The sequence below is a fragment of the Microvirga solisilvae genome (assembly GCF_022808595.1).
GTDB classification, from domain to species: domain Bacteria; phylum Pseudomonadota; class Alphaproteobacteria; order Rhizobiales; family Beijerinckiaceae; genus Microvirga; species Microvirga solisilvae.
Genome location: NZ_JAKUCN010000003.1, coordinates 35,495 through 57,844, shown reverse-complemented (window position 1 = coordinate 57,844; position 22,350 = coordinate 35,495). Strand labels below are relative to the sequence as shown.

General features: G+C 62.2%; 24 protein-coding genes. 4 read left to right on the top strand and 20 right to left on the bottom strand.

Features of this window, described 5'->3' with window-relative positions:
* Window positions 1-21: 21 nt before the first annotated feature.
* A complete protein-coding gene (locus MJ639_RS07535; protein WP_243369859.1) occupies window positions 22-411 on the bottom strand; it encodes a RidA family protein in 390 nt (129 codons plus the stop codon).
* A 201-nt stretch (window positions 412-612) separates the two neighbouring features.
* On the opposite strand from MJ639_RS07535, the gene MJ639_RS07530 reads away from it, so the two are divergent.
* Window positions 613-2,205, top strand: coding sequence for an ABC-F family ATP-binding cassette domain-containing protein (locus MJ639_RS07530; RefSeq protein ID WP_243369856.1), 1,593 nt, complete (start codon window positions 613-615; stop codon window positions 2,203-2,205).
* A gap of 11 nt (window positions 2,206-2,216) precedes the next feature.
* Here the strand turns inward: MJ639_RS07530 and MJ639_RS07525 are convergent, their stop codons facing one another.
* The 9 genes from MJ639_RS07525 to MJ639_RS07485 form a co-directional block, all read right to left on the bottom strand.
* Window positions 2,217-3,680 carry a serine/threonine protein kinase gene (locus MJ639_RS07525; RefSeq protein WP_243369854.1) on the bottom strand — a complete coding sequence of 488 codons (1,464 nt, stop codon included), beginning with the start codon at window positions 3,678-3,680 and terminating at the stop codon, window positions 2,217-2,219.
* Window positions 3,681-3,682: 2 nt separating this feature from the next.
* Window positions 3,683-4,423 carry a metallophosphoesterase family protein gene (locus MJ639_RS07520; RefSeq protein WP_243369852.1) on the bottom strand — a complete coding sequence of 247 codons (741 nt, stop codon included), beginning with the start codon at window positions 4,421-4,423 and terminating at the stop codon, window positions 3,683-3,685.
* Window positions 4,424-4,504: 81 nt separating this feature from the next.
* Entirely contained in the window at window positions 4,505-6,223 is a 1,719-nt protein-coding gene (locus tag MJ639_RS07515; protein WP_243369850.1) for a calcium-binding protein, read from the bottom strand.
* 253 nt (window positions 6,224-6,476) lie between these two features.
* Complete coding sequence (locus tag MJ639_RS07510) at window positions 6,477-7,100, bottom strand: LysE family translocator (protein WP_243369848.1); 624 nt, start codon at window positions 7,098-7,100, stop codon at window positions 6,477-6,479.
* A 23-nt stretch (window positions 7,101-7,123) separates the two neighbouring features.
* A complete protein-coding gene (locus MJ639_RS07505) occupies window positions 7,124-8,314 on the bottom strand; it encodes a lytic murein transglycosylase (protein WP_423790763.1) in 1,191 nt (396 codons plus the stop codon).
* 238 nt (window positions 8,315-8,552) lie between these two features.
* A complete protein-coding gene (locus tag MJ639_RS07500) occupies window positions 8,553-8,927 on the bottom strand; it encodes a cupin domain-containing protein (protein ID WP_243369846.1) in 375 nt (124 codons plus the stop codon).
* An 878-nt stretch (window positions 8,928-9,805) separates the two neighbouring features.
* Window positions 9,806-10,408, bottom strand: coding sequence for a 3-isopropylmalate dehydratase small subunit (leuD, locus tag MJ639_RS07495; RefSeq protein WP_243369844.1), 603 nt, complete (start codon window positions 10,406-10,408; stop codon window positions 9,806-9,808).
* Between the two features lie 125 nt (window positions 10,409-10,533).
* Entirely contained in the window at window positions 10,534-10,941 is a 408-nt protein-coding gene (locus MJ639_RS07490; protein ID WP_243369842.1) for a metallopeptidase family protein, read from the bottom strand.
* 4 nt (window positions 10,942-10,945) lie between these two features.
* Complete coding sequence (locus tag MJ639_RS07485; protein ID WP_243369840.1) at window positions 10,946-11,209, bottom strand: hypothetical protein; 264 nt, start codon at window positions 11,207-11,209, stop codon at window positions 10,946-10,948.
* 125 nt (window positions 11,210-11,334) lie between these two features.
* On the opposite strand from MJ639_RS07485, the gene MJ639_RS07480 reads away from it, so the two are divergent.
* A complete protein-coding gene (locus tag MJ639_RS07480; RefSeq protein WP_243369838.1) occupies window positions 11,335-11,631 on the top strand; it encodes a hypothetical protein in 297 nt (98 codons plus the stop codon).
* A 64-nt stretch (window positions 11,632-11,695) separates the two neighbouring features.
* Here MJ639_RS07480 and MJ639_RS07475 read toward each other — a convergent pair whose 3' ends face one another.
* The 4 genes from MJ639_RS07475 to MJ639_RS07460 form a co-directional block, all read right to left on the bottom strand.
* Window positions 11,696-13,108, bottom strand: coding sequence for a hypothetical protein (locus MJ639_RS07475; protein ID WP_243369836.1), 1,413 nt, complete (start codon window positions 13,106-13,108; stop codon window positions 11,696-11,698).
* Window positions 13,109-13,203: 95 nt separating this feature from the next.
* Window positions 13,204-14,610, bottom strand: coding sequence for a 3-isopropylmalate dehydratase large subunit (gene leuC, locus MJ639_RS07470; RefSeq protein WP_243369834.1), 1,407 nt, complete (start codon window positions 14,608-14,610; stop codon window positions 13,204-13,206).
* A 218-nt stretch (window positions 14,611-14,828) separates the two neighbouring features.
* On the bottom strand, window positions 14,829-15,200 hold the full coding sequence (gene rplS, locus MJ639_RS07465; protein ID WP_243369832.1) for a 50S ribosomal protein L19: 372 nt from the start codon (window positions 15,198-15,200) through the stop codon (window positions 14,829-14,831).
* Window positions 15,201-15,331: 131 nt separating this feature from the next.
* Window positions 15,332-16,003 carry a winged helix-turn-helix transcriptional regulator gene (locus MJ639_RS07460; RefSeq protein ID WP_243369830.1) on the bottom strand — a complete coding sequence of 224 codons (672 nt, stop codon included), beginning with the start codon at window positions 16,001-16,003 and terminating at the stop codon, window positions 15,332-15,334.
* Window positions 16,004-16,118: 115 nt separating this feature from the next.
* Between MJ639_RS07460 and MJ639_RS07455 the strand changes: the two genes are divergently transcribed.
* Entirely contained in the window at window positions 16,119-17,072 is a 954-nt protein-coding gene (locus tag MJ639_RS07455; RefSeq protein WP_243369828.1) for a PLP-dependent cysteine synthase family protein, read from the top strand.
* Window positions 17,073-17,079: 7 nt separating this feature from the next.
* Here MJ639_RS07455 and trmD read toward each other — a convergent pair whose 3' ends face one another.
* From trmD to MJ639_RS07425, 6 genes are all read right to left on the bottom strand, one after another.
* A complete protein-coding gene (gene trmD / locus MJ639_RS07450) occupies window positions 17,080-17,763 on the bottom strand; it encodes a tRNA (guanosine(37)-N1)-methyltransferase TrmD (RefSeq protein ID WP_341482634.1) in 684 nt (227 codons plus the stop codon).
* On the bottom strand, window positions 17,760-18,425 hold the full coding sequence (gene rimM, locus MJ639_RS07445) for a ribosome maturation factor RimM (RefSeq protein ID WP_423790775.1): 666 nt from the start codon (window positions 18,423-18,425) through the stop codon (window positions 17,760-17,762). Before rimM ends, trmD begins: the two co-directional genes overlap by 4 nt.
* Window positions 18,426-18,550: 125 nt before the next feature.
* Complete coding sequence (gene rpsP / locus MJ639_RS07440; RefSeq protein WP_243369826.1) at window positions 18,551-18,904, bottom strand: 30S ribosomal protein S16; 354 nt, start codon at window positions 18,902-18,904, stop codon at window positions 18,551-18,553.
* Between the two features lie 20 nt (window positions 18,905-18,924).
* The gene (locus MJ639_RS07435; RefSeq protein ID WP_243369824.1) at window positions 18,925-19,248 is read right to left on the bottom strand and encodes a chorismate mutase; all 324 of its coding nucleotides are present in this window, start codon (window positions 19,246-19,248) and stop codon (window positions 18,925-18,927) included.
* Window positions 19,249-19,254: 6 nt separating this feature from the next.
* Window positions 19,255-20,799, bottom strand: a complete 1,545-nt coding sequence (gene ffh, locus MJ639_RS07430; RefSeq protein ID WP_243369822.1) for a signal recognition particle protein — start codon at window positions 20,797-20,799, stop codon at window positions 19,255-19,257.
* A 2-nt stretch (window positions 20,800-20,801) separates the two neighbouring features.
* Window positions 20,802-21,017, bottom strand: a complete 216-nt coding sequence (locus MJ639_RS07425; RefSeq protein ID WP_243369819.1) for an eL24 family ribosomal protein — start codon at window positions 21,015-21,017, stop codon at window positions 20,802-20,804.
* Between the two features lie 251 nt (window positions 21,018-21,268).
* Here MJ639_RS07425 and MJ639_RS07420 point away from each other — a divergent pair, with 251 nt between their 5' ends.
* The gene (locus MJ639_RS07420; protein WP_243369817.1) at window positions 21,269-22,342 is read left to right on the top strand and encodes an MBL fold metallo-hydrolase; all 1,074 of its coding nucleotides are present in this window, start codon (window positions 21,269-21,271) and stop codon (window positions 22,340-22,342) included.
* Window positions 22,343-22,350 lie beyond the last annotated feature (8 nt).

The window sequence follows — 22,350 nt, the reverse complement described above, 5'->3', positions numbered from 1 at the left end:
AAGCGTTTGTCGCGTTGGCCGTTAGACGGAGGGCTTGAGAGCCGTGACCTCGATCTCGATCTTCATCTCAGGAAGGAGGAGGCTTTTGACCACAAGGAAGGTCGCGGCGGGACGAATATCGCCCAACACTTCCCCGCAAACACCGAGGATCGCCTCGGCATCCTGCGCGTCCGTCGCGTAGTAGGTGACACGGACAAGGTCCTGAAGGCCGGATCCAGCTTCCTTCAGGTATCTCTCGATGGTCTTCCAGCAATTGCGGGTTTGCTCTGCCACATCCTGCGGCATGGTCATGGCTGAATAATCATAACCCGTCGTTCCAGCCATGAAGACCCATGGGCCCTGAACGACCGCACGGGAATAGCCATAGGCTTTCTCCATGGGGGAGCCGGTGGATAGAAGCCTGCGTGTCATACGATATCCCACTCAATCGGATCGAACTTAGCAATATCATCCTGTCTGCCACAAGTTCGACAGCAAGTTGCGGAGCAGGAGATGACTGCGTATATCTGGCCTCGACGCCGGAGAGCGTCCGTTTCAAGAGGATGTGAGCATCAATGGATTTCAACCTGACAGCAACGCCCATTTGCCTTGCCACCAGGAACATCCATTGCCATGTCTGCCTCGATCACTCTCTCCCGTCTCTCATGGTCCACGCCTGACGGTCGTGCCCTCTTCTCCGATCTCGATCTGACCTTCGGCCCCGAACGGTCGGGCCTCGTCGGCCGCAACGGCACGGGAAAGACCACGCTTCTCAGGCTGATCTCCGGTGAGATTGCCCCGCATGCCGGCTCCATTACGCTCAACGGCACCTTCAGCGTTCTCCGCCAAGCGGTTCAGGCCAATCCTGACGAGACTATCGCGGATCTGTTCGGCATCCGCGCGGCGATGCTCCTTCTGCAGCGTGCCGAGAGCGGCGAAGCTTCCGCCGAGGATCTGATCAATGCCGATTGGACGCTTGGAACGCGTGTCGCCTCGGCCCTTGCCCGTGTCGGTCTCGATGCGGAGTTTGATACCCCTCTGACGGCCCTGTCCGGAGGGCAAAGCACGCGGGCGCGGCTTGCCGCGCTCATCTTCGCAGAGCCTGATTTCATGCTCCTCGACGAACCAACGAACAATCTCGACCGGGAGGGACGCAAGGCCGTGATCGACCTTCTCGCTCAATGGCGGGGTGGCGCCGTCGTCGTCAGTCACGACCGCGAGCTGCTGGACACCATGGATGCCATCGTCGAGCTGACCTCGCTCGGCGCCGCGCGCTACGGCGGCAACTGGAGCCGATATCGGGAACGCAAGGCCCTGGAGCTTGCTGCAGCCCGACGCGATCTGGCGGATGCGGAGAAGCAGGTTGCCGAGGTCGACCGGAGGGCTCAGGAAACGGCGGAGAGAAAGGCGCGCAAGGATCGCGCGGGCCAGCGCAAGAAAGACAAGGGCGACATGCCGCGCATTCTCATGGGCGCCCGCAAGGATCGCAGCGAGGACACGGGCGGCGAGAATGCACGCCTCGCCGAGCGGCGGCGCGCGCAGGCTCTAGAGGCAGCGACATTGGCGCGGGGGCGCATCGAAATCCTGCAACCCTTCTCCGTGGTTCTCCCGCCGACGCATCTGCCGCCCGGCAGGACCGTTCTCGTGATCGAGGATGCCAGCATCGGCTACGATATTGAAAAGCCGATCCTGCGTGATCTGTCCCTGTCGATCACCGGGCCGGAGCGCATCGCCGTAGTCGGGCCCAACGGGTCCGGCAAGACCACGCTGCTTTCGCTTATTACGGGTCAATTACAGCCCTGGAGCGGAAGCGTTCGGGTCATGGCCGATTGGGCGATGTTCGATCAGAAGGTCAGCCTTCTCGATCCTGCGCTGTCGATCCGTGATAATTTCCGGCGCATCAATCCTGAGGCCGGTGAAAATGCCTGCCGCGCGGCCCTGGCGCGTTTCATGTTCCGGGCCGATGCGGCGCTGCAGCTCGTGTCGACCTTGAGCGGCGGGCAATTGCTGCGCGCGGGGCTCGCCTGCGTGCTCGGCGGATCGACCCCGCCGCCTTTCCTCATCCTCGACGAACCGACGAACCACTTGGATATCGAGTCGATCGAGGCCGTGGAAGCCGGACTGCGCGCCTATGACGGCGCCATTCTGGTCGTCAGCCACGACGAAGCCTTCCTTCAAGCGATCGGAATTTCGCGCCGGCTGGATCTGCCCGGCAAGCACGTTTGACGGGCATGCGGCTATGGAATTTCGGGCTTTTCCCGGGGTGCGCGCACCACCGTCACCGAACAAGGCGCCTCGGCCACCACCTGCGACGAGACGCTGCCGAGATAGCGCCGGAGCGCCGAGGCGGCCCGGGCGCCGATGACGATATGGTCCACATGGTTGTGGCGCGCGTAATCGATGATGGCGGCAGCGGGATCGGTTGCCTCCAGCACGCTGTAGGTGACCCGCTCCTTCGGAACGTCGAGGGCCGCTCCCCAATGCTTGAGCTGAACGAGCCGCTGCACGTGGAGGCTTCTGCCCTCTTCGTCCTCCAGAACGTCGACGGCGATGCGCGAGAGCTTGAGCACGTTCACGCAGGAGAGGCGCGCTTGGCTGTCAGTGGACAGGATGCGTTCGATGAGCACGCGCTGCGCCTCCACCAGATCCTCGTTGCCGGGGGAGAGATCGATGGCGGCGAGAACGATCGGGGCGCGGGAGAGCTGGCCGACGATATTGGGCGTCTCGAGCGGCTTGGCGTTGCGCGCCTTCAGCCAGCGGCGGAAGGTCTGCAATCCGCTGTCGCGCTCAAGGCGCTGGGCCCGCTCGGTAAGCCTCACCTGCTCCGGATGTTCAAGATCGAGCGCGAGCTGCGCGGCGGTCGCGTAGCGGTCGTTCGGGTCGACCTCCAGGCAGCGCAGGATGATCTCCTGCAGCCAGGGCGGGCATTCGGGATTGAGGGCGCGCGGCGGGACCGGATCGCGCCACAGGCGGCGACGGATCTGGCCGCCCTTGGGCGTGCCGAAGGGGCGCTCGCCGGTGACGAAGAAATACAGCATCACGCCGAGGGCGAAGAGATCGCTGCGTGGATCGGCGCGGTCCTCCAGCACCTGCTCCGGCGCCATGTAGGGCGTGGTGCCGAAGGGCTCGCGGAATTCCTCCGCTAAAAGATCGGGCAATTGCTCGTGCCGTGAGAAGCCGAAATCGACGAGCACCGCCTCGCCGGTCTCGCGAAACATGATGTTGCTCGGCTTCACGTCGAGATGAATGACCTTCTGCAGATGCAGTTCGTGCAGGGCGCGCGCCACCTTCGCGCCGATGGCCACCACTTCCTGCCAGGGCAGCGGCACATCCTTCAGGCGCGCTTTCAGCGACTGTCCCTGGATGCGCTCCATCACGATATAGGCCTGCGGATCGAGCGGGCCCGCAGCAATGAAGCGGGGCACGTGCCGGCCCGACAGGCGCGGCATGATCATCTGCTCGGTCTCGAAGCAGACGATGGGAATCGGATCGTCGCTGTCGATGAGCATCGGGAACTTCATCACCAGAGCATCGGACCCGAAAGTGGATCCCGGTTTCGGGATCGATCCGATGCTCTCTTTTTCAGCCGTTTCGTCTCCCTCGCGCGTCACCGACCAGATCTGCGCCATGCCGCCGGTGTTCAAATGCTCGACGAGCGTGAAGCCGTCGATCACCATGCCGGGTTCGAGGCGAAGCCGCATGCTCAGCGGCCCTCTTCGAGGCGCTGGGCGAGGATGTCGGGCAGGCCCGCCTCGCGCACCTTGCGCGCCGCCGTCATGTTGTCATAGGGCACGCGGAAATAGCGCAGGCTCTGCTGCGCCGTGTCGTAAACGGCATAGTTCGCGGCTGGAACACTGTCGCGCGGCTGCCCCACCGCGCCGATCACGGCAAGCCATGTCCGGGTGGGAAGCAGTGGGATTTCGTTGTCCGAGACGGGCGAGAACGAGCCCACCTTCGCCGTGGTGCTCATGTGGTAGAGCATGGGCACATGCACGTGGCCGCAGAAGGTGATGTGCGCCTCGATCCGGCTGAAATGGCGTGTCGCCTCGATCACGTCGGTGATGTAGTGCCAGCCCCGCGGCGCGAAGCCGTTGGCATGCACGTAGAGAACGTTGCCCTCTTCATGGATGAGAGGCAGATCAGCCAGGAAAGCGCGCTGCTCCATGCCGAGCTGCCCGCGCGTCCAGCGGATCGCCTCGCGCGCAATCGGGTTCATGTCCTCGTCGGAGCCGTCGATGGCGTCGTCGTGATTGCCCATGAGCGCGACGGCGCCCTCGTCGACGAGCGTGCGGACCGTATCGACCACCCAGGCGGGATCCGCGCCATAGCCGACATAATCGCCAAGCAGGATGAACCGGTCGACGCTCAGCGCGCGCGCATGGGCCAGAACCGCGGAAAAGGCCTCGCGATTGCCGTGAATGTCGGTGAGGAGGGCAATGAGCATGCGCGCACTAAACCCCCAACCGCCATCTCCCGCAAGTCGCCATTGAGCGATAACCAATGCCCAATGGCGACTTCTCAGCGCCTAGAAGATGATGACGTCGAGATGGGAGAAGGCCTTGTTCTTGCCGATATTGGCAAAGCTCACCTGACCGCCGGACTTGTTGCCGTTGGAATCGTACCAGAGATCGCCGGTGGTCTTGTTGTAACCGACGAAGTCGTTGCCATCGAGCGCCTTCGCGCCCAGCACGAAGAACGATTTGCTCAAGGTGCCCGTTTTCGTCAGCGCCTTGAAGACCGCGTTCTCCAGGCGGATCGTGTCGTCCTTCGCTACCCAGTCCTTGATCAGGTCCTTGTTGGCGCTGCTCGGTGCGGTGTTGAACACGAACGAGTCCTTGCCTGCACCGCCATAGAGAATATCGTTGCCCTTGCCGCCGTTGATCATGTCATTGCCGGCGTTGCCTCTCAGGGTGTTCACTCCGGTGTTGCCGGTCAACGTATCGCTTGCACCGCTACCGGAGATGTTTTCGATGCCGATGAGCGTGTCCTTGCCTTCCGCCAGGGTTGTGGCGATTCCGGATGTGAGATTGACACTGACCGCACTGGCATAGACGGCGGTATCGATCCCGGCCCCGCCATTCAGCGTATCATCGCCATCGCCGCCTCTGAGTACATCGTTTCCGCCATTGCCGGAGAGAATGTTGGCGCCGGCATTGCCCGTGAAATAATCTGCACCCGAGCCGCCGGAGAGGTTCTCGATATCGATCAGGGTATCGAAGCCGTAGCCGCCTGTATGCTGGGGGCCTGCGATGGAAAGATCGACAACGGCAGCGGCAGAGCCGCTATATTGAGCGGTATCCACATGATTGCCGCCATTGAGAATATCGTCGCCGAGCCCGCCTTCGAGCGTATCGTTGCCGGTTACACCATACAGAAAATTGTCTGCGCCATTGCCGATCAGCAGATCTTTTCCATCCCAGGCAATGATATTTTCGACGTTCCGGATCGAGAACTGTTGGCCATCGGTGATCTGTAGGCCTGTGATGTTCAGGTTGATGGTGAGGTTGCCGCCTCTCCAAAACTCCAGCGTGTCGATGCCGCCGCCGCCATCGATGAACTTGCTGCCGCCTTCCGAGACGAAGCGTTCGTCGCCGCTCCCGCCGTAAGCCGTATCGTCACCGAGACCAAGAATCACCTGCCCCGAATACTTGCCATCCCGGCTGTCATACAGATCGTTGCCCCCTCCCAGATAGATGGAGCCGCCCATGATCGAACCACGATTGATGATCTTGTCGTTGCCATTGGACGATATCAACGCCCAGCTACTGGCTGCAATGACACCAGTATTGATGACTTCGATTGCGCCATCACTGGAGATGCCAGTAATACCGCTGATCGTTCCTGTATTGATGATTTTGTTTCCGCTGCTCTTGGCAAAAATGCCGAAGTTATCGCTCCTGAGCGTGCCGTCATTGTGGATCACATTCTGCCCAGTTCCATCGATATAAACCGAGGCCACTGCCCCATAAAGCGAGCCGGTTTTTCCGATATAGACGTTGGAACTCGAGCCATTTAGCATGACCCCCCGCCCTGCTGATCCTGGCCCATTGGCGATCACGGAACCCATGATCGTAATTTCGGAGTTGTTGGTTACATTGACCCCGTGAGCCCCCGTTCCGCTCGCCTGAATGATCGCCCCTTCACCAAGATAGAGACTGTCAAAGTTTCCTAGATTGACCCCGTGATCATCGGCGGCGGTCTTCGGTGCGGGCTGGTTGGCGACGGTGTAGACGTAGTTGGTCATAGGAGGCTTTCTCAGATCACGATCTTGCTGATGCTATAACGTAGCGTAATACTAGCCTGGATAAAGAACTGTCGATAGGCCGGAGGCTGTAATTCGGCTTGCGGCATTCTGTCGTGTGCTTCGGCGCACACTTTACGGCTCACATGGAACGAACCTGATCATCTCTCGGCTGTGAGATGCCGAAAGACCATGGAAGTGACAGACTTCTAAGGCTCGCGTTCTGCTCGAAACGACGCGATTCGACGGATCCGTTTCAACCCGGCCGCCTCGTCAGTAACAGGGCGACACCGAAGCCGATCATGGTCAGGCCCGAGAGCCTGTTCAGCCAGCCGAATACGTTCCTGTTGCGCGACAGGCGATTGAGCCGATGCCCGAGCGTCGCGTAGAGAAAAACCGAGACGACCTCGAAGACGAGGAAGATCGCGCCCACAATGGCAAAGCCCAGCCAGTAGGAACCGGGCTCGATGAATTGCGGAAGGAAGGCGGTGAAGATCAGGATCGCCTTCGGATTGCCAATAGCGGTCCAGAATTCCTGCATCGCCAGCGCCTTCAGGGGCCGCTCACCGGCCGATGCCGATGGCGTGTCAATGGATGCGCTGCCGCGCAGAATCTTGATGCCGATCCACACCAGATAAGCTGCGCCCAGCCATTTCAGCACTGTGAAGGCCATCTCGGATGCGGCGAGCACGGCACCGACGCCGAGCGCGGTGAGCGCGATCATGATGGCGAACGCCACGAGACGGCCCGATGAGGCCATCACGGCAACCCGCACGCCCTCCTGCAATCCGTATGTGAGGGACAACAGATTGTTGGGCCCGAATGCCATGTTCAGCGCGAAGCATGCGGGAATGAAGAGAAGCAGGGTGCTCCAAGACATTACGAATCATCCGTCACGACGGATTATCCCCGCAGTGCTTCGAGCACCTTGCCGCCAGGACGTCCGCGCGGCTCGAGACCGATGCGGCGCTCCACGTCCTTGATGGCTTCGCGAGTCTTCGAGCCGATCTTGCCGTCGGGCTCGCCCACATCGTAGCCGCGCGCGGTAAGAAGCTGCTGCAGCTCGCGGCGCTGGGCGCGCGAGAGCGGCGGATCGTCGGTCGGCCACGCGGTGCGGATGCCAGGCAGACCTTTGAGCCTGTCGCCGAGAAGCGCGATGGCAAGGCCGTAGGATTCAGCTGCGTTGTACGAATAGACCGCGTCGAAATTCTTCGTGACGACGAAGGCGGGGCCGTTGATCCCGGCGGGAATAAGAATGCCCGCGGGATAATTGCCCTGTAGCGGACGTCCGTCGAGACGGGTCACGCCCATGGCGGCCCATGTGGTCAGCGGCTTCTTGTTCTTTCGGCCCGCGAGGTTCGCGTTGAAGTTCGCCGGCAGGCGCACTTCGTAGCCCCAGGGCAGACCGTTCGTCCAACCGGCTTTCTTCAGGAAGTTCGCGGTCGAATGCACCGCATCCGGCACGGAATTCATGATGTCGCGTCGCCCGTCGCCATCACCGTCGACAGCAAGACGCTGGAAGGTGGAGGGCATGAACTGCGTGTGACCAAAAGCGCCCGCCCAGGAGCCGCGCAAGTTCGCGGGGTTGATGTCCCCATCCTGCACGATCTTGAGCGTCGCCATCAGCTCGCCCTTGAAGTAGTCGTTGCGGCGCGGCGCGTAGCAGACGAGCGTCGTCAGCGACTGCACCAGAGGCCGCCCGCCGATATCCTTGCCGAAATTCGATTCCACGCCCCACACGCCCGCGATTGCGTGGCGATCGACACCGAAGCGCGCTTCCGCCGAGGCCAGCGCCTGGCCCCATTGGCGCATGGCAGTCTTGCCGTCCTGCACACGCTCATCGTCCACCAGAGCCGCGAGATAGTCCCAGATCGGCGTCTTGAACTCCGGCTGGTTGCTCATGAGGTCGAGGATCGCGAGATCCGGCGCGATGCCGCTGGTCGCGGCGTCGAAAGCCTGGCCGGAAATGCCCTTGGCGGCGGCCTGGGAGCGAAGGCTCGACAGGCACGAACGGAAATCGGCTTGGGCGGAGGCCGGTGCGGCCGTCGCCATGGCAACGAGGCTGAGGAGCGCGGGAACGATGATGCGTTTCATGCCGGCGACCTTGCAGGCAATTTGGTTAATCTTATGGAAACGGGGCGGGTGCTCACGCACTCGTTATAGCCAGCCGCCAACCTCTCCTCCTTGAGGTTTCTCTGTCCTCATCCTGAGGAGGATTGCATAAGCAATCCGTCTCGAAGGAGGCTCCAGCGCACACTCGAACCTCCTTCGAGACGCAGCCTCTGGCTGCTCCTCAGGATGAGGGCGGAGGTTTTGAGAGGGCAATCTCGCCTCAGCCGAGTTCAGGATCCGGCAGGTTCGTCTGAATCCACCGATCGCTGACATGAATGTCGGTGGTCTCGAGGCGGCCTGGGCCGAGATTGACGAATTTGTGCGGGATGTTCGCCGGCCCGAACACCACTTGCCCGGTCTCGCATTCGAAGCGCTCGTCACCGACGGTGAACAGCGCCCGCCCCTCGCGGATGATGAAGATCTCGTCATAGGGATGGACATGCCATTTCGGCCCGCCGCCGACTTCCTCGGTCGTGTAGAAAAGCACGGTCGCGCCGGTGCCTAGCGTGTGGCCTTCCACCTGGCCCTTCCAGAAGAGATCGGGATGGGTCGCCCAATCGGCGCGGTTGAGAACCCGAGGCTTGCCTGTTGTCATCGTTCATTCCTGGGATGCGATGGAGCTGATCGTCTCATCGTGGGTGGTTATTGCAAGCGGCATTGGTTGGACGATGGCGCTGTGGGTTCCTGAAGATGTAAATGACCGGAACAGGCCTGGCTACGACGGGGGACAAGGCGTGTCATCCCGGGGCTGCGGAGCAGAACCCGGGATCGCATGACGCGTATGGCGTTGGTTTCCCCTCTCCCGGGTGGGAGAGGGGCAGGGGTGAGGGAATGCCATATCCGGAAAGGGCACAACCCTCACCCGGAGCTGCGCTCCGACCTCTCCCGCCCGGGAGAGGTATTCCAGCGCCATATCCTGCTCACGATCCCGGCTCGGCTCACGCCGTCCGGGATGACGCCCTGTGTGATATGTTCATCTTTTGTTCTTGACTTTGGTCCTAACCTTGGCTATATGGGGGGTGTCCTAGCTCGATGAGGGGCGCGCTCGCGAGGCGTCGCATGTGTCGGAGCCGGGAACGGTCCTGGTTCGGTCTCGCAAGCCGGGCCGGGAGGCCCATCGTTGCAAGACACGATGAACGCCTAAAAGAACCGTGCGCGAGGGGCCGTCAGGTTCTTCTCACAATCACAAGCGAACCGGACGGCCTCTCGCGCCTCCCTCACCCCATACCCTCGGGCCATCCACGCCGCGAGGATGCTCCCCCACGCCTTTGCCCGCTCTTTGACATCTCACAGACGTGCCAATTCCTGGACAGCAACCATCGCTCGACCACCCTCCGCCCTCATCCTGAGGAGCAGCCGTGAGGCTGCGTCTCGAAGGAGGCTCCAGAGCGCACCGAAACATCCTTCGAGACGGCGCTCACGCGCCTCCTCAGGATGAAGACAGAGGGTTCAAGGATAGGCAGGCGAAAGAGCTCAAGCCCAGGCGCGCTCGGAGAGCTTCTTCTCGAAGCTGTCGATGGCGGAAGCCTTCTCCATGGTCAGCCCGATGCCGTCGAGGCCGTTGAGCATGCAATGCTTCTTGAACGCATCGATGTCGAAGGTGATCTTGCCGCCGTCGGGACCACGGATTTCCTGCGCTTCGAGATCGATGGTGAGCGTGGCGTTGGCACCGCGGCTCGCATCGTCGAACAGCTTTTCGAGATCTTCCGGGGAGACCTTGATCGGCAGAATGCCGTTCTGGAAGCAGTTGTTATAGAAGATGTCGGCGAAGCTCGTGGAGATCACGCAGCGGATGCCGAAATCGAGCAGCGCCCAGGGCGCATGCTCACGCGAGGAGCCACAGCCGAAATTGTCGCCGGCGATCAGGATCTTGGCGTTCTTATAGGCGGGCTGGTTGAGCACGAAATCCGGATTCTCCGAACCGTCCTCGCGATAGCGCATCTCCGAGAAGAGACCCTTGCCCAAGCCGGTGCGCTTGATGGTCTTCAGGTACTGCTTGGGGATGATCATATCGGTATCGATATTGATGATCCGCAGCGGCGCCGCGACGCTTTCCAGCACGGTGAACTTGTCCATGGTCGTCAACTTCCTTCAGTCGTCAGGCTGCCTCATATCAAAGGCTTGGCGACAGGACCAGCCTCACGATGGTCGCGGGCGGCAAGATTTTTTCGTTCGCCCGCTCTTTCGCGCAACTTATGAGCTTAAGAGGCCGCAGCCTCGATGGCTTCCATGTCCTCGTCCGAGAGGCCGAAATGGTGGCCGATCTCGTGGACCAGCACATGGGTGACGAGATGCCCGAGGCTCTCCTCGTGCTCGGCCCAGTAATCGAGGATCGGGCGGCGGTAGAGCCAGACCATGTTGGGAAACTGGCCCGTCTGCATCATCGCGCCGCCTTGCGCGAGACCGATGCCGCGAAAGAGGCCCAGCAGATCGAAAGGCGTCTCGCATTCCATCTCGCGCAGGGTCTCGTCGTCGGGGAAGTCCTCGACGCGGATGACGACGCCCTCGCAGAGCGCGCGGAATTCCGCAGGCAAGCCCGCGTAGGATTTCTCCGCAATCGCTTCGATGTCGGCCAGCGTGGGAGCGTGAAGAGAGGCCCAATCGGTCATGGGGTCAGAGAATGCCGAGCTGAATCAGAAGCCACAAGCCGAGGATGACGACGCCCACCAGCGACAGCCCGCGCCCGATGCGTCGGCCCCAGAGCTCGATGGGATCGGTTTCGCCCCCATCCGATGCGCCCTCGGCATCGCGTGCCGCAAAATGATCCTGCGCCTGACGGCTCATGCGGGCGAGCGCCGACGATCCGGCGGTCTCAGAATCGCGACGGACCCGTTCCAGGGCCTCGCGGCTTTCGCGTTCGCGCTCCTGCTCGTTCATGGAAAGGCTCCTTCAAGGGTTAAACACTGCTCAACCATAAGCGCCGTTTCGGGTTCAAGCCAACGGAACGCCTGCCATGCTCAGCCGTTAACAGCCCCGAATAGCTAACTCTTGGTGAGGCAACAATGCGTAAAATTCTTGGTATCCTGGCTTTAGCTGGGCTGACGGTTCTTGGCGCCGGTACGGCCTCCGCTCAAGGCGTCGGTGTTCATATCGGCCCCGGTGGCGTTCACGTGACGCAGCAGCGTCCGGCCTATCGCGAACGCGTCGTCGAACGCCGCTACGTTCGCCCGGCACGCACCCGCACCGTGTGCCGCACGGAATATCGTGAGCGCATGCGTCCCAGCGGTGTCGTGGTGCGCCGTCCCGTCGAGGTCTGCCGTCAGGTCGTGGCAGGTGGCCGCCGGGTCTATGTGGACTAAGCGCTTCCGCTCATAAGCGTAAAAAAGGCGGTGGCCCACAAGGCCGCCGCTTTTCGCACTCGGGCTATGATGCCGGAGGGGTCAGCTCATAGATCCCATAGCCTCGACCCGGCGGATCACGAAGGGGGCGCAATCCCCACCCGCGACGGCGCAGGTTGTCGGCCAGATCTCCCCAGAACTCATCCTTGAGAATGACAGCATGCGTGACGCGATGGCGCTTGGCGATCTCACTCACGGCTTCATCTCGGTTCTTTCCTTGGCTCGGTAACGTCCAGCGCCGGTGATCTTCTATGGAGCTTGGGGTTTTGAGGCCGACAATATCGAACAGGGAAAAGGGCGTAGCCCAGGCGAAATATCCGGCGTCATGAATGAGAATACGCGCCTCTGGTCTCAAGTGCTCCCTGGACCATTGTGCCGCCGCGTCGAGTTCTCTCGTCAACTGGCGTCCTTCCACCACATGCGGCCATCTCTGAAAACCGATAGCGATATAGACCACGGCCATTGCACCAAAAGCCAAACGCAAGACTGCGCTATCCCGCGCAGCGATGGTCCAGCCCAACAGGCCGAAAGGCAGAAGCGGGTAGAGATAGCGATAATGGTTATGAAACAAGCCGCCTGGAAAGGTCACGGCGTAAGTGAGAAAAATCGCCGCTAAGGAGAGCAAGGCGGGAAGAGCCACCGGCACCCGCTTCATGAACGGCGACGCGAACAAAAACGCGCCGATTCCTGAACTGGCCGTCAAAGTGAGCGCAACCGCCAGCTTGTGTTGCAACGGATTGGCTTGCTCCGCGAAGAACGCACGCTTGGCAGATGCAGTCAGCGGCACCACGGATCCAGTCGCTATCCAAGACCACATCAACCAGGGCATAGCGGCAAGCGTGGCAAGCACAATGTCGATAAGGATGCGATCCAGCATACGGCGCTGTTTCCAGGCGCGCCATGTCAGGAGAGCGCCCGACAAAACCGCGAGTTCAGGCCGTATGAAGGGCATCGTGCCGCAGAGAAGCGGCAAAAGAATGCGCGAGCCGCAGAGCGACAGAACCAGAGCCCAGGTGACAGCAGCCATGGCGAGACCGGTCTCAAGTCCATTGAACAGATGGTAAGGCGCTTCGGCGGCGAGCAGGCCCAAGCCGACAATTCCCACGGCAACCCAGCGTGGTGGTTGCAGCTGCAGGGCTAAGCGCGCAAGCCCGATACCGTAGAGAATGGCGGCTCCGAGGTTGAGAAGATAGCTGGCGAGCGGAAGATCGATGAAGAAGCCGAGCCAGGCGACGAAAGCAAGATGCACTGGGCTTGTCGCACCGATTAAGGCCGGCACACCAAAATTCGGGTCTGCACCTTCATGAAGAACGCGTGCGTTATGGAGCGTGATATACGCGTCATCGAGCGGGAAAACGACGGGCCAACCTAGGAAAAGCCCTATGAGGCCGACGACGGCGATGCATGCCGCAGTCACCCACTCGAATGTGCGGTGCATCTGCCCATTATCCACGGCATTCCCTCAGCCCATGCAAAGACGGCGGCCCGCTTGGAGCCGCCGTCTCATTGTCGTCGTGTTCACTGAAAACTTTGTTACGCCCAGGTTCGGATATCGACGAAGCGGCCCGCGATCGCGGCCGCCGCCGCCATGGCGGGCGAGACGAGATGCGTGCGGCCCTTGAAGCCCTGACGGCCTTCGAAGTTGCGGTTCGAGGTCGATGCGCAGCGCTCGCCGGGAGCAAGACGATCCGCGTTCATGGCCAGGCACATGGAGCAGCCGGGCTCGCGCCAGTCGAAGCCAGCCGCCTTGAAGATCTTGTCGAGACCTTCGGCCTCGGCCTGCATCTTCACGATGCCGGAACCGGGCACGATCATGGCGTTGACCGCTTGATGCACCTGCTTGCCCTCGACCACCTTCGCTACCGCGCGCAGGTCTTCGATACGGCCGTTGGTGCAGGAGCCGATGAACACGCGGTCGAGCGTGATGTCGGTGATCTTCGTGCCGGGCTTCAGGCCCATATATTCAAGCGCACGCCATTTGGAGACGCGCTTGTTTTCGTCCTGAATGTCATCCGGATTCGGAACGATGCCAGCGACCGAGATCACGTCCTCGGGAGACGTGCCCCAGGTAACGATGGGCGGAAGATTGGCGGCATCGAGCTTAAGTTCAGTGTCGAAGAACGCGCCTTCATCCGTGCGCAGGGAGTCCCAATAGCGCACGGCCGCATCCCAGGCCTCGCCCTTCGGCGACTTGGGGCGATCCTTCAGATAGGCATAGGTCTTCTCGTCGGGCGCGATCATGCCGGCGCGGGCGCCGCCCTCGATCGCCATGTTGCAGACCGTCATGCGGCCTTCCATGGAGAGCGCGCGGATGGCCTCGCCCGCATATTCCATCACGTGGCCGGTGCCGCCGGCGGTGCCGGTCTCGCCGATGATCGAGAGAATGATGTCCTTCGCGGTGACGCCGGCGGGCAGCTTGCCGTCGACGGTGACGCGGAAGTTCTTCGCCTTCTTCTGGATCAGTGTCTGCGTGGCGAGCACATGCTCGACCTCGGACGTGCCGATGCCATGGGCGAGCGAACCGAAGGCGCCGTGGGTCGAGGTGTGGCTGTCGCCGCAGACGATGGTCATGCCCGGCAGGGTGAAGCCCTGCTCCGGGCCCACCACGTGGACGATGCCCTGACGGGTATCGAGCTCGTTATAATACTCGACGCCGAAATCCTTGGCGTTCTGCGCGAGCGTCGCCACCTGGGTGGCGGATTCGGGATCCTCGATGCCGTGCGAACGGTCGGAGGTAGGCACGTTATGATCCACCACGGCCAGCGTCTTGTGCGGCTGGCGCACCTTGCGACCGGCCACGCGCAGGCCCTCGAAGGCCTGGGGGCTGGTCACCTCATGAACAAGGTGGCGGTCGATATAGAGAAGGCACGTCCCGTCAGCCTGCTGATCGACGACGTGGTCGTCCCAGATCTTGTCATAGAGGGTACGGGCTTTGGCCATGGGTGTCTTCCAACAGTGAAAAGGTCTTCAGTTTTTAACGGCACGCGGAAGGCAAGAAAAGATGCCCTGAGCGCGCAGTGCCTTGAAAGGATCGCATAGCTGATCGGCCGAAATGCGCAATAAAATTCTTCTTGTCGGGTTAATCAGCTGGCTGATCCCATAAACAAAAAGCGCGGCTTGAAAGCCGCGCTTTTCGAAACTGGAATGTAAGGCGAGCCTTACTCGGCGGCTTCGCGGCGCTCAGCGCGCTCGGCGATACGAGCCGACTTACCGCGACGGTCGCGCAGGTAGTACAGCTTGGCGCGACGGACGGCACCGCGGCGCACGACCTTGATGGACTCGACGTTCGGCGAATAGACCGGGAACACGCGCTCCACGCCCTCACCGTAGGAAATCTTGCGGACCGTGAAGCTCTCCTGGATGCCGCCGCCGGAACGGGCGATGCAGACGCCTTCATAGGCCTGCACGCGGCTACGCTCGCCTTCCTTGACCTTCACGTTGACGATCACGGTATCGCCGGGCTGGAAGTCGGGAATGGTCTTGCCGAGCTTCTCGATCTGCTCTTTCTCGAGCTGCTGAATGATGTTCATGTCTTACTCCTGCCGTTGCATGGTCTTAGGTATCCCCAAGCCAGCTGGATTTCGGCGTCCTGTTTTAAGTTAAGGCCGCGCCTATACAGGAGTTTTGGGGGGTTGTCGAGCGCAGCCCGAGCCTATGATGCTCATTCCGTGGCCGCTGGGGCTATGGCGGCGAACAGGTACCGGTCGAACCAGCCGGGAAACGCCCTGACGAGGTCCTTTGGCCCTTCCAACCTCATGCCCGACCGCTGAGCCTCGGAGAAACCCATATCGCCCCGCCACCACGCCGCCAGGGCGGACAGGCGGGCGCGCACGCAGATCGGCTCCGGGAAGCCGGGATTCTGCGTACACAAAGCGGTTTCTGCTACTTTCAAGAGCAGGAAATGCGGCTGCCGGTATCCCTCGATCTCGAAGCGCAGGACCAAAGGGTCCTTCGGCAGAGCCGCGTGCCGGACACGCCGCCGCATGTCCATGAGCAGGGGTTCAAGATCGAGATCCTCGGCCTCGGAATGCCGTGGCAGCCATCTTTGCCCCCAGGTGCCGAGGGCGCTGACCAGGGACATCAGCTCCCGGCCTGCTTCGGTCAGCTCGTATTCCGGACCTTGCCCACCCTCGATGCGTGTGACGGCTCCCGCACGGGCCAGTTCCTGCAATCGTTCCGAGAGCATGGTGCGGGAGATGCGCGGAAGGCCGCGTCGGATGTCGTTGAAGCGCCGGCTGCCGCAGAGAAGCTCTCGCACGATGAGCAAGGTCCAGCGCCCGCCGATGACTTCGTGGGCACGCGCAACGGAACAGAACTGGCCATAGCTCGACATGCTTTTGGGCTATCACGGGGCGTCCCGCCGGAGAAGTCCAGATTTTGGACCTGACAGGGCCGCCGTACGTCCTTAACGAAGGATCGTTGAGCATCATCCACGGGAAGCGCAAGCCATGAAAGACACGCAGCAGAGCATCCTCGATCGTATCGGCAATACTTCCCTGCTGGCCTTACGAAAGATCGTGCCGTCAAGCGGTGCCCGCATCTTCCTGAAGCTCGAAAACGAGAACCCCACCGGCAGCATGAAGGATCGCATGGCCCTTGCCATGATCGAAGCGGCGGAGGCGGATGGACGCTTGGCCGCGAGCGGATCCGTGGTCGAGTATACCGGCGGCAGCACCGGCGTCTCCCTGTCTCTCGTCTGCGCGGTGAAAGGGTATCCGCTCCACATCGTCACGTCGGATGCGTTTGCCCGTGAGAAGCTCGATCACATGAAGATCCTGGGCGCGACACTCCAGGTGATCCCGAGCGATTCAGGACGCATGACGGAAAAGCTCACCAAGGACATGATCGCGGCCGCCGACATCATTGCCCAAGACACCGGCGCTTTCTGGACCGACCAGATGAAGAACCGGGATCAGCTGGCGGCCTATCACAGGATGGCGGATGAGATCTGGGCTCAAACCAATGGGCGGATCGACGGCTTCGTGCAGAGCGTGGGCACGGCAGCCTCCCTTCGCGGCGTCGCCGAAGGTTTGCGCCGCTATGATGAGCGCATCGCGATTGTCGCCGTCGAGCCCGCCGAATCCGCGGTTCTCTCGGGCGGTCCTTCGGGCGCGCACAAGATCGACGGCATCGGCGCGGGCTATGTGGTGCCGCTCTGGCAGCGGAGCATCGCCGACGACATTGAGCGGGTCTCGACCGAGGACGCGACGGCGATGGCCTTTCGGCTGGCGCGGGAGGAAGGCCTGTTTGCCGGAACGTCGACAGGCGCCAACGTGATTGCGGCCTTGCGCCTTGCCGAACGTCTCGGTCCTCAAGCCACCATCGTCACGGTGATGTGCGATACAGGAATGAAATATCTCAGAACCTTCGGCGCGAAGCTCGAAGAGAACTTTGAACGCTGAAGGTAGCTTAGCGCTCCAACAGATCCGGTCTTCTCTCGCGCGTGATCCGCTCGGATTCCTCGCGCCGCCAGCGTTCAATGTGGGCGTGGTTGCCGTTGAGCAGAACCTCGGGAATGGTGCGGCCCTCCCATTCGCGGGGGCGCGTGTAATGCGGGTATTCGAGGCGGTTCGTCTCGAAGCTCTCCTCGGTGCCGGAGGCTTCCTTGCCCATGACGCCGAGGAGCAGGCGCACGCAGGCATCGAGCACGATCATCGCCGCCATCTCGCCGCCGGAGAGCACGTAATCACCGATGGACACTTCCTGGAGTCCGCGCGCCTCGATGACGCGTTCGTCCACGCCCTCGAACCGACCGCAGACGATGATCACACCGGGACCGGCCGCGAGTTCGCGAGCATATGACTGAGTGAGAGGCTTACCGCGCGGGCTCATGAGCAATTTCGGGCGCGGGTCGTCAGCCGGAGCCGCGGCGTCGATGGCAGCGCCGAGCACATCGCAGCGGAGCACCATGCCGGGGCCGCCGCCCGCAGGTGTATCGTCAACGGTGCGATGACGGCCGAGGCCGTGATCGCGGATGTTCTTCGCTTCCAACGACCACACGCCGCGAGACAGCGCATCGCCCGCCAGCGAGATGCCGAGCGGACCTGGAAACATTTCGGGATAAAGCGTGAGGATGGTGGCGGAAAAACTCACGCGCGATCCTCGCCGGGTTCGGGCTTTCCAATCTCGAAGAGATCATCCGGGATTGCTGCGATCACGCGCTTCCCCGCGATATCGACAGTTGGGACGAAAGCCTTCGTGAACGGGAGCAACGCGGTCGGGCCTTTTTGCACGGGCGCGATTTCGAGAAGGTCGCCGCCACCGTAATTGGGCACGGCCATAATGGTGCCGATGGTTTCGCCGGCTTCGTTGTGAACACTCAGCCCGATCAGATCGGCGAGCAGGAATTCGTCTTCCTCGTCAGGCGGCGGAAGCTTGTCGCGCTCCACGTAGAGCTGCACGCGGTTGAGCACCTCGGAGGCCTCGCGCGTCGTCACGCCGTCGACCACCGCGATCAGAATATCGGGCGCGCCGCCGGGAGCCCGACGGACATTCTTGAGGGAATAGGTTTTGCCGTTGGAAGCAACGAGCGGCTTGTAATCGGCAATCGCCTGCGGATCGCCGGTATGGGATTTCAGCCGCACCTCGCCTTTGAGGCCGTGCGAGCGGCCGAACTCGCCAATGAGGATGAAGTCGTTTCTTTCTCCCAGAGCTGAGCGGCCATCCTCCCCCCGGATATCGGGTGTTCCCGATATCCGCTTATCCTGGCGCAAATCGGAAGCATCCGACTTGCGCGGGGGAGGGTCGGACCGCAGGTCCGGGGTGGGGTGGGAGCGCGACCCAGCAGAATGCGGTGTTTCCACCCCACCCCGCCGCTGCTCACGCAGCGTCGACCCTCCCGCTCGAGGGGAGGATGGGTTGCGCTCCCTTGTCATAGTGCTTAGGCAGCCTCGCCTTCGCCAGCCGAAGCGGCCTTGGCTTCAGCGCGCTCGGTCGCCTTCTTGCCCGGGACAGCCTTCTGCGGGTTGTTGCGGGCCGTACGCTTCAGGAGGCCAGCGGCATCGAGGAAGCGCAGGACGCGGTCGGTCGGCTGGGCGCCCTTGGCGAGCCAAGCCTTGATCTTCTCGATCTCGAGGGTCACGCGGGTCGCGTCATCCTTCGGCTTCATCGGGTCGTAGGTGCCGACCTTCTCGATGAAACGGCCATCGCGCGGGGAGCGCGAGTCGGCAACAACGATGCGGTAGTAGGGACGCTTCTTCGCACCACCACGGGTAAGACGGATCTTGAGGGACATGGTTTTCTCCTAAGTAGCTTCTAGTTTTTCAGACCGCCAGCCGTGCTGATCGCTTCATGATGGCGGATGACTTCCTTGACGATGAAGGCCAAGAACTTTTCAGCGAAGTCGGGATCGAGCTTCGCAGTCTCTGCAAGGGAGCGCAGACGTTTGATCTGCGTTGCCTCGCGGATGGGATCGGCAGGCGGCAGGCTGTGCTGTGCTTTGAGCTCGCCTACTTTCTGCGTGTATTTGAAACGCTCTGCCAGCGTGTGAACGAGCACCGCATCGAGATTGTCGATGGAGTCGCGCAGGCGCTGCAATTCAGCGCTCGCTTCGCTCGTATGGTGCATCACAGCTGACATCGTCGCTTACTTCTTCTTCCCGAACGGGAACCCGCCGATGCCGGGCAGACCCGGCATCTTCGGTCCAAGGCCCGGTAGGCCGGGAACACCCTTCGGCATGGGCGGAAGGCCGCCCGCACCCGTGCCCGGGAAATCGGGGAGCTTGCCGCCCATCTGCTTCTGCAGCGCCTCGATCTGCTCCGGCGTCGGCTGGGGCATACCGCCGCCGAGACCGAACATCTTGCCGAGCTGGCCGGCCATGCCCTTGCCTTTGCCGCCGCCCATCATCTTCATCATGTCGGCCATCTGGCGGTGCATCTTGAGGAGCTTGTTGATCTCCTCGACCTTCGCGCCGGCACCGGCAGCAATGCGCTTCTTGCGCGAGGCCTTCAGGATATCCGGATTGCGGCGCTCGGCGGGCGTCATGGAATCGATGATGGCGCGCTGGCGCTTGATGACTCGGTCATCAAGATTGGCGTTCTCGAGCTGTGACTTCATCTTGGCGACGCCGGGCAGCATGCCCATGAGACCACCAAGACCACCGAGCTTTTCCATCTGGGAGAGCTGATCGCGCAGATCTTCCAGGTCGAACTTGCCCTTGCGCATCTTCTCGGCCATGCGCTGGGCCTGCGCGGCATCGAAGTTTTCGGCGGCCTTCTCGACCAGCGAGACGATGTCGCCCATGCCGAGGATGCGGTTGGCGACGCGGCTTGGATGGAATTCCTCCAGCGCATCGACCTTTTCGCCCGTACCGATGAGCTTGATCGGCTTGCCGGTGACGGCGCGCATCGACAGCGAGGCACCGCCGCGCGCATCACCGTCCATACGGGTCAGCACGATGCCGGTGACGCCGAGGCGCTCGTCGAAGGCGCGCGCGGTGTTGACCGCGTCCTGACCGGTAAGCGCATCGGCGACGAGCAGAACCTCGTGCGGGTTGGTGGCGGCGCGCACATCGGCTGCTTCCACCATCAGCGCCTCGTCCACAGTGACGCGGCCCGCGGTGTCGAGCATCACCACGTCGTAACCGCCGAGGCGCGCAGCCTCCATGGCGCGCTGCGCGATCTGCACCGCCGACTGGCCCGCCACGATGGGAAGCGTATCCACGCCCACCTGCTTGCCGAGCACGGCGAGCTGCTCCATCGCCGCCGGACGGCGCGTATCGAGCGAGGCCATGAGAACCTTGCGGTTCTCGCGATCGGTGAGGCGCTTGGCAATCTTGGCGGTGGTGGTCGTCTTACCCGAACCCTGCAGGCCGACCATCAGGATGCCGACGGGCGGAACCGCGTTGAGGCTGATGACCTCCGCGTCCGAGCCCAGCATTTCCACGAGCTGGTCGTGGACGATCTTCACCACCTGCTGGCCGGGGGAGACCGACTTGATGACTTCCGCACCGACCGCGCGGGCGCGCACCTTGTCCGTGAAGGAACGCACGACTTCGAGCGCCACGTCGGCCTCAAGCAGCGCGCGGCGGACTTCGCGAAGGGCGGCGTTCACATCCTCTTCCGTCAGCGCGCCGCGGCGCGTGAGGGTGTTCAGGATGTTGGAAAGTTTATCGGAAAGGCCTTCGAACATGATCACTCAATTCCTTTTGCAATGAGTGGTACATCGCGATCCGCGATGGCCTTTTCAAACTGGTTGATCGCCGCCTCGAACTTATCGCGGCAGCCGGGATTGCAGAAGCCGACCACCTCGCCGCGATAGAGGGTGAGCGAATCCGCCGTGATCGGCTTTCCCGACCACGGGCAGGTCTCGTTGACCGCGTCCTCGATGCGCAATGTGTCTTTCGACATCCGTCACCATTCCCAACGCGAAACCCAAATGAAAGCGCGCCCGAGGGCGCATCGCGCTGTCGGACGTTGACCTCCAGCCTCTCGGGCTGGTCGGCGGCTCATAAGGGCTCGCTCTACAGATTTGCGGTCAGGCGATAGAGGAAAGGGGGCGCAGAGTCAAGAAAAGAGCGGAAAAGCCTCAGCTTTCCGGGTCTTGCCTGTCAAACCGGCCATCACCATGCTTAAAGGCTCCGCTTGCAGAAAAGACCCCGATGAACCGCCGCACTCTCCTCAAAGCCTTAGGTTTTCCTGCCGTCGCCGCCACCGGTATCTTCGGCTGGATGGCTGCCGCCCGCGCCACGAACCGCTATTACCAGGGTCCCGTGAGCGACCATTTCGACGGGGTCCGGTTCTTTTCGCCCAATCAGCCGCAGGACAAAGGTTTTGCCGAATTGCTGCGCTGGCAGCTCGGTGGCGGGCGCAAGGACTGGCCCGAGAGCTTTCCCAGCCCTTTTCAGGATAAGCCCCCGGCTGAAGTGGCAGGCCTGCGCGCGGTGCTCATCGGCCATGCCTCCTTCCTGATCCAGGTAGCGGGGCTCAACATTCTCACCGATCCGGTCTTCTCGGAACGGGCGAGCCCGGTCTCGTTCTCAGGGCCGAAGCGGGTCAATGCGCCTGGTATCCGTTTCGAGGATCTGCCGCCGATCCATGCGGTGCTGATCACTCATAACCATTACGACCATCTCGACATCGAAACCTTAGGCCGCCTCTGGCAGACGCATAAGCCGCGCGTCATCGCGCCGCTGGGCAACGATGCGGTCATCAACGCCGCGCACCCGGACATCTCCGTCGAGACGCGGGACTGGGGCGGTTCGGTCGATATTGGACGCGGCGTCACCGTGCATGTGGAGCCTGCCTACCACTGGTCCGCGCGCGGCATCAACGACCGGCGCATGGCGCTGTGGTGCGCCTTCGTCCTCACCACCCCTGAGGGCACGATCTACCACATCGGCGATACGGGTTTCGGCGACGGCAAGATCTTTCATGCGGTGCGCGAGCGCTTCGGCGCGATCCGCCTCGCACATCTGCCCATAGGGGCCTACGAGCCGCGCTGGTTCATGGAGCCGCAGCACATGAACCCGGAGGATGCGGTGAAGGTGTTCAACATCATCGAGCCGCAGCAAGCGCTCGGCCATCATTGGGGCACGTTCCGCCTGACCAACGAGGGTGTCGACGAACCACCGGTGGAGCTGGCGACGGCGTTGCAGGCGGCGGAGATTGCACCGGAGCGGTTCAAGCCCTTGCGGCCGGGCGAGGCGTGGAGCGCGTCGAGCCTGTCCCTTTGACGAGGTGC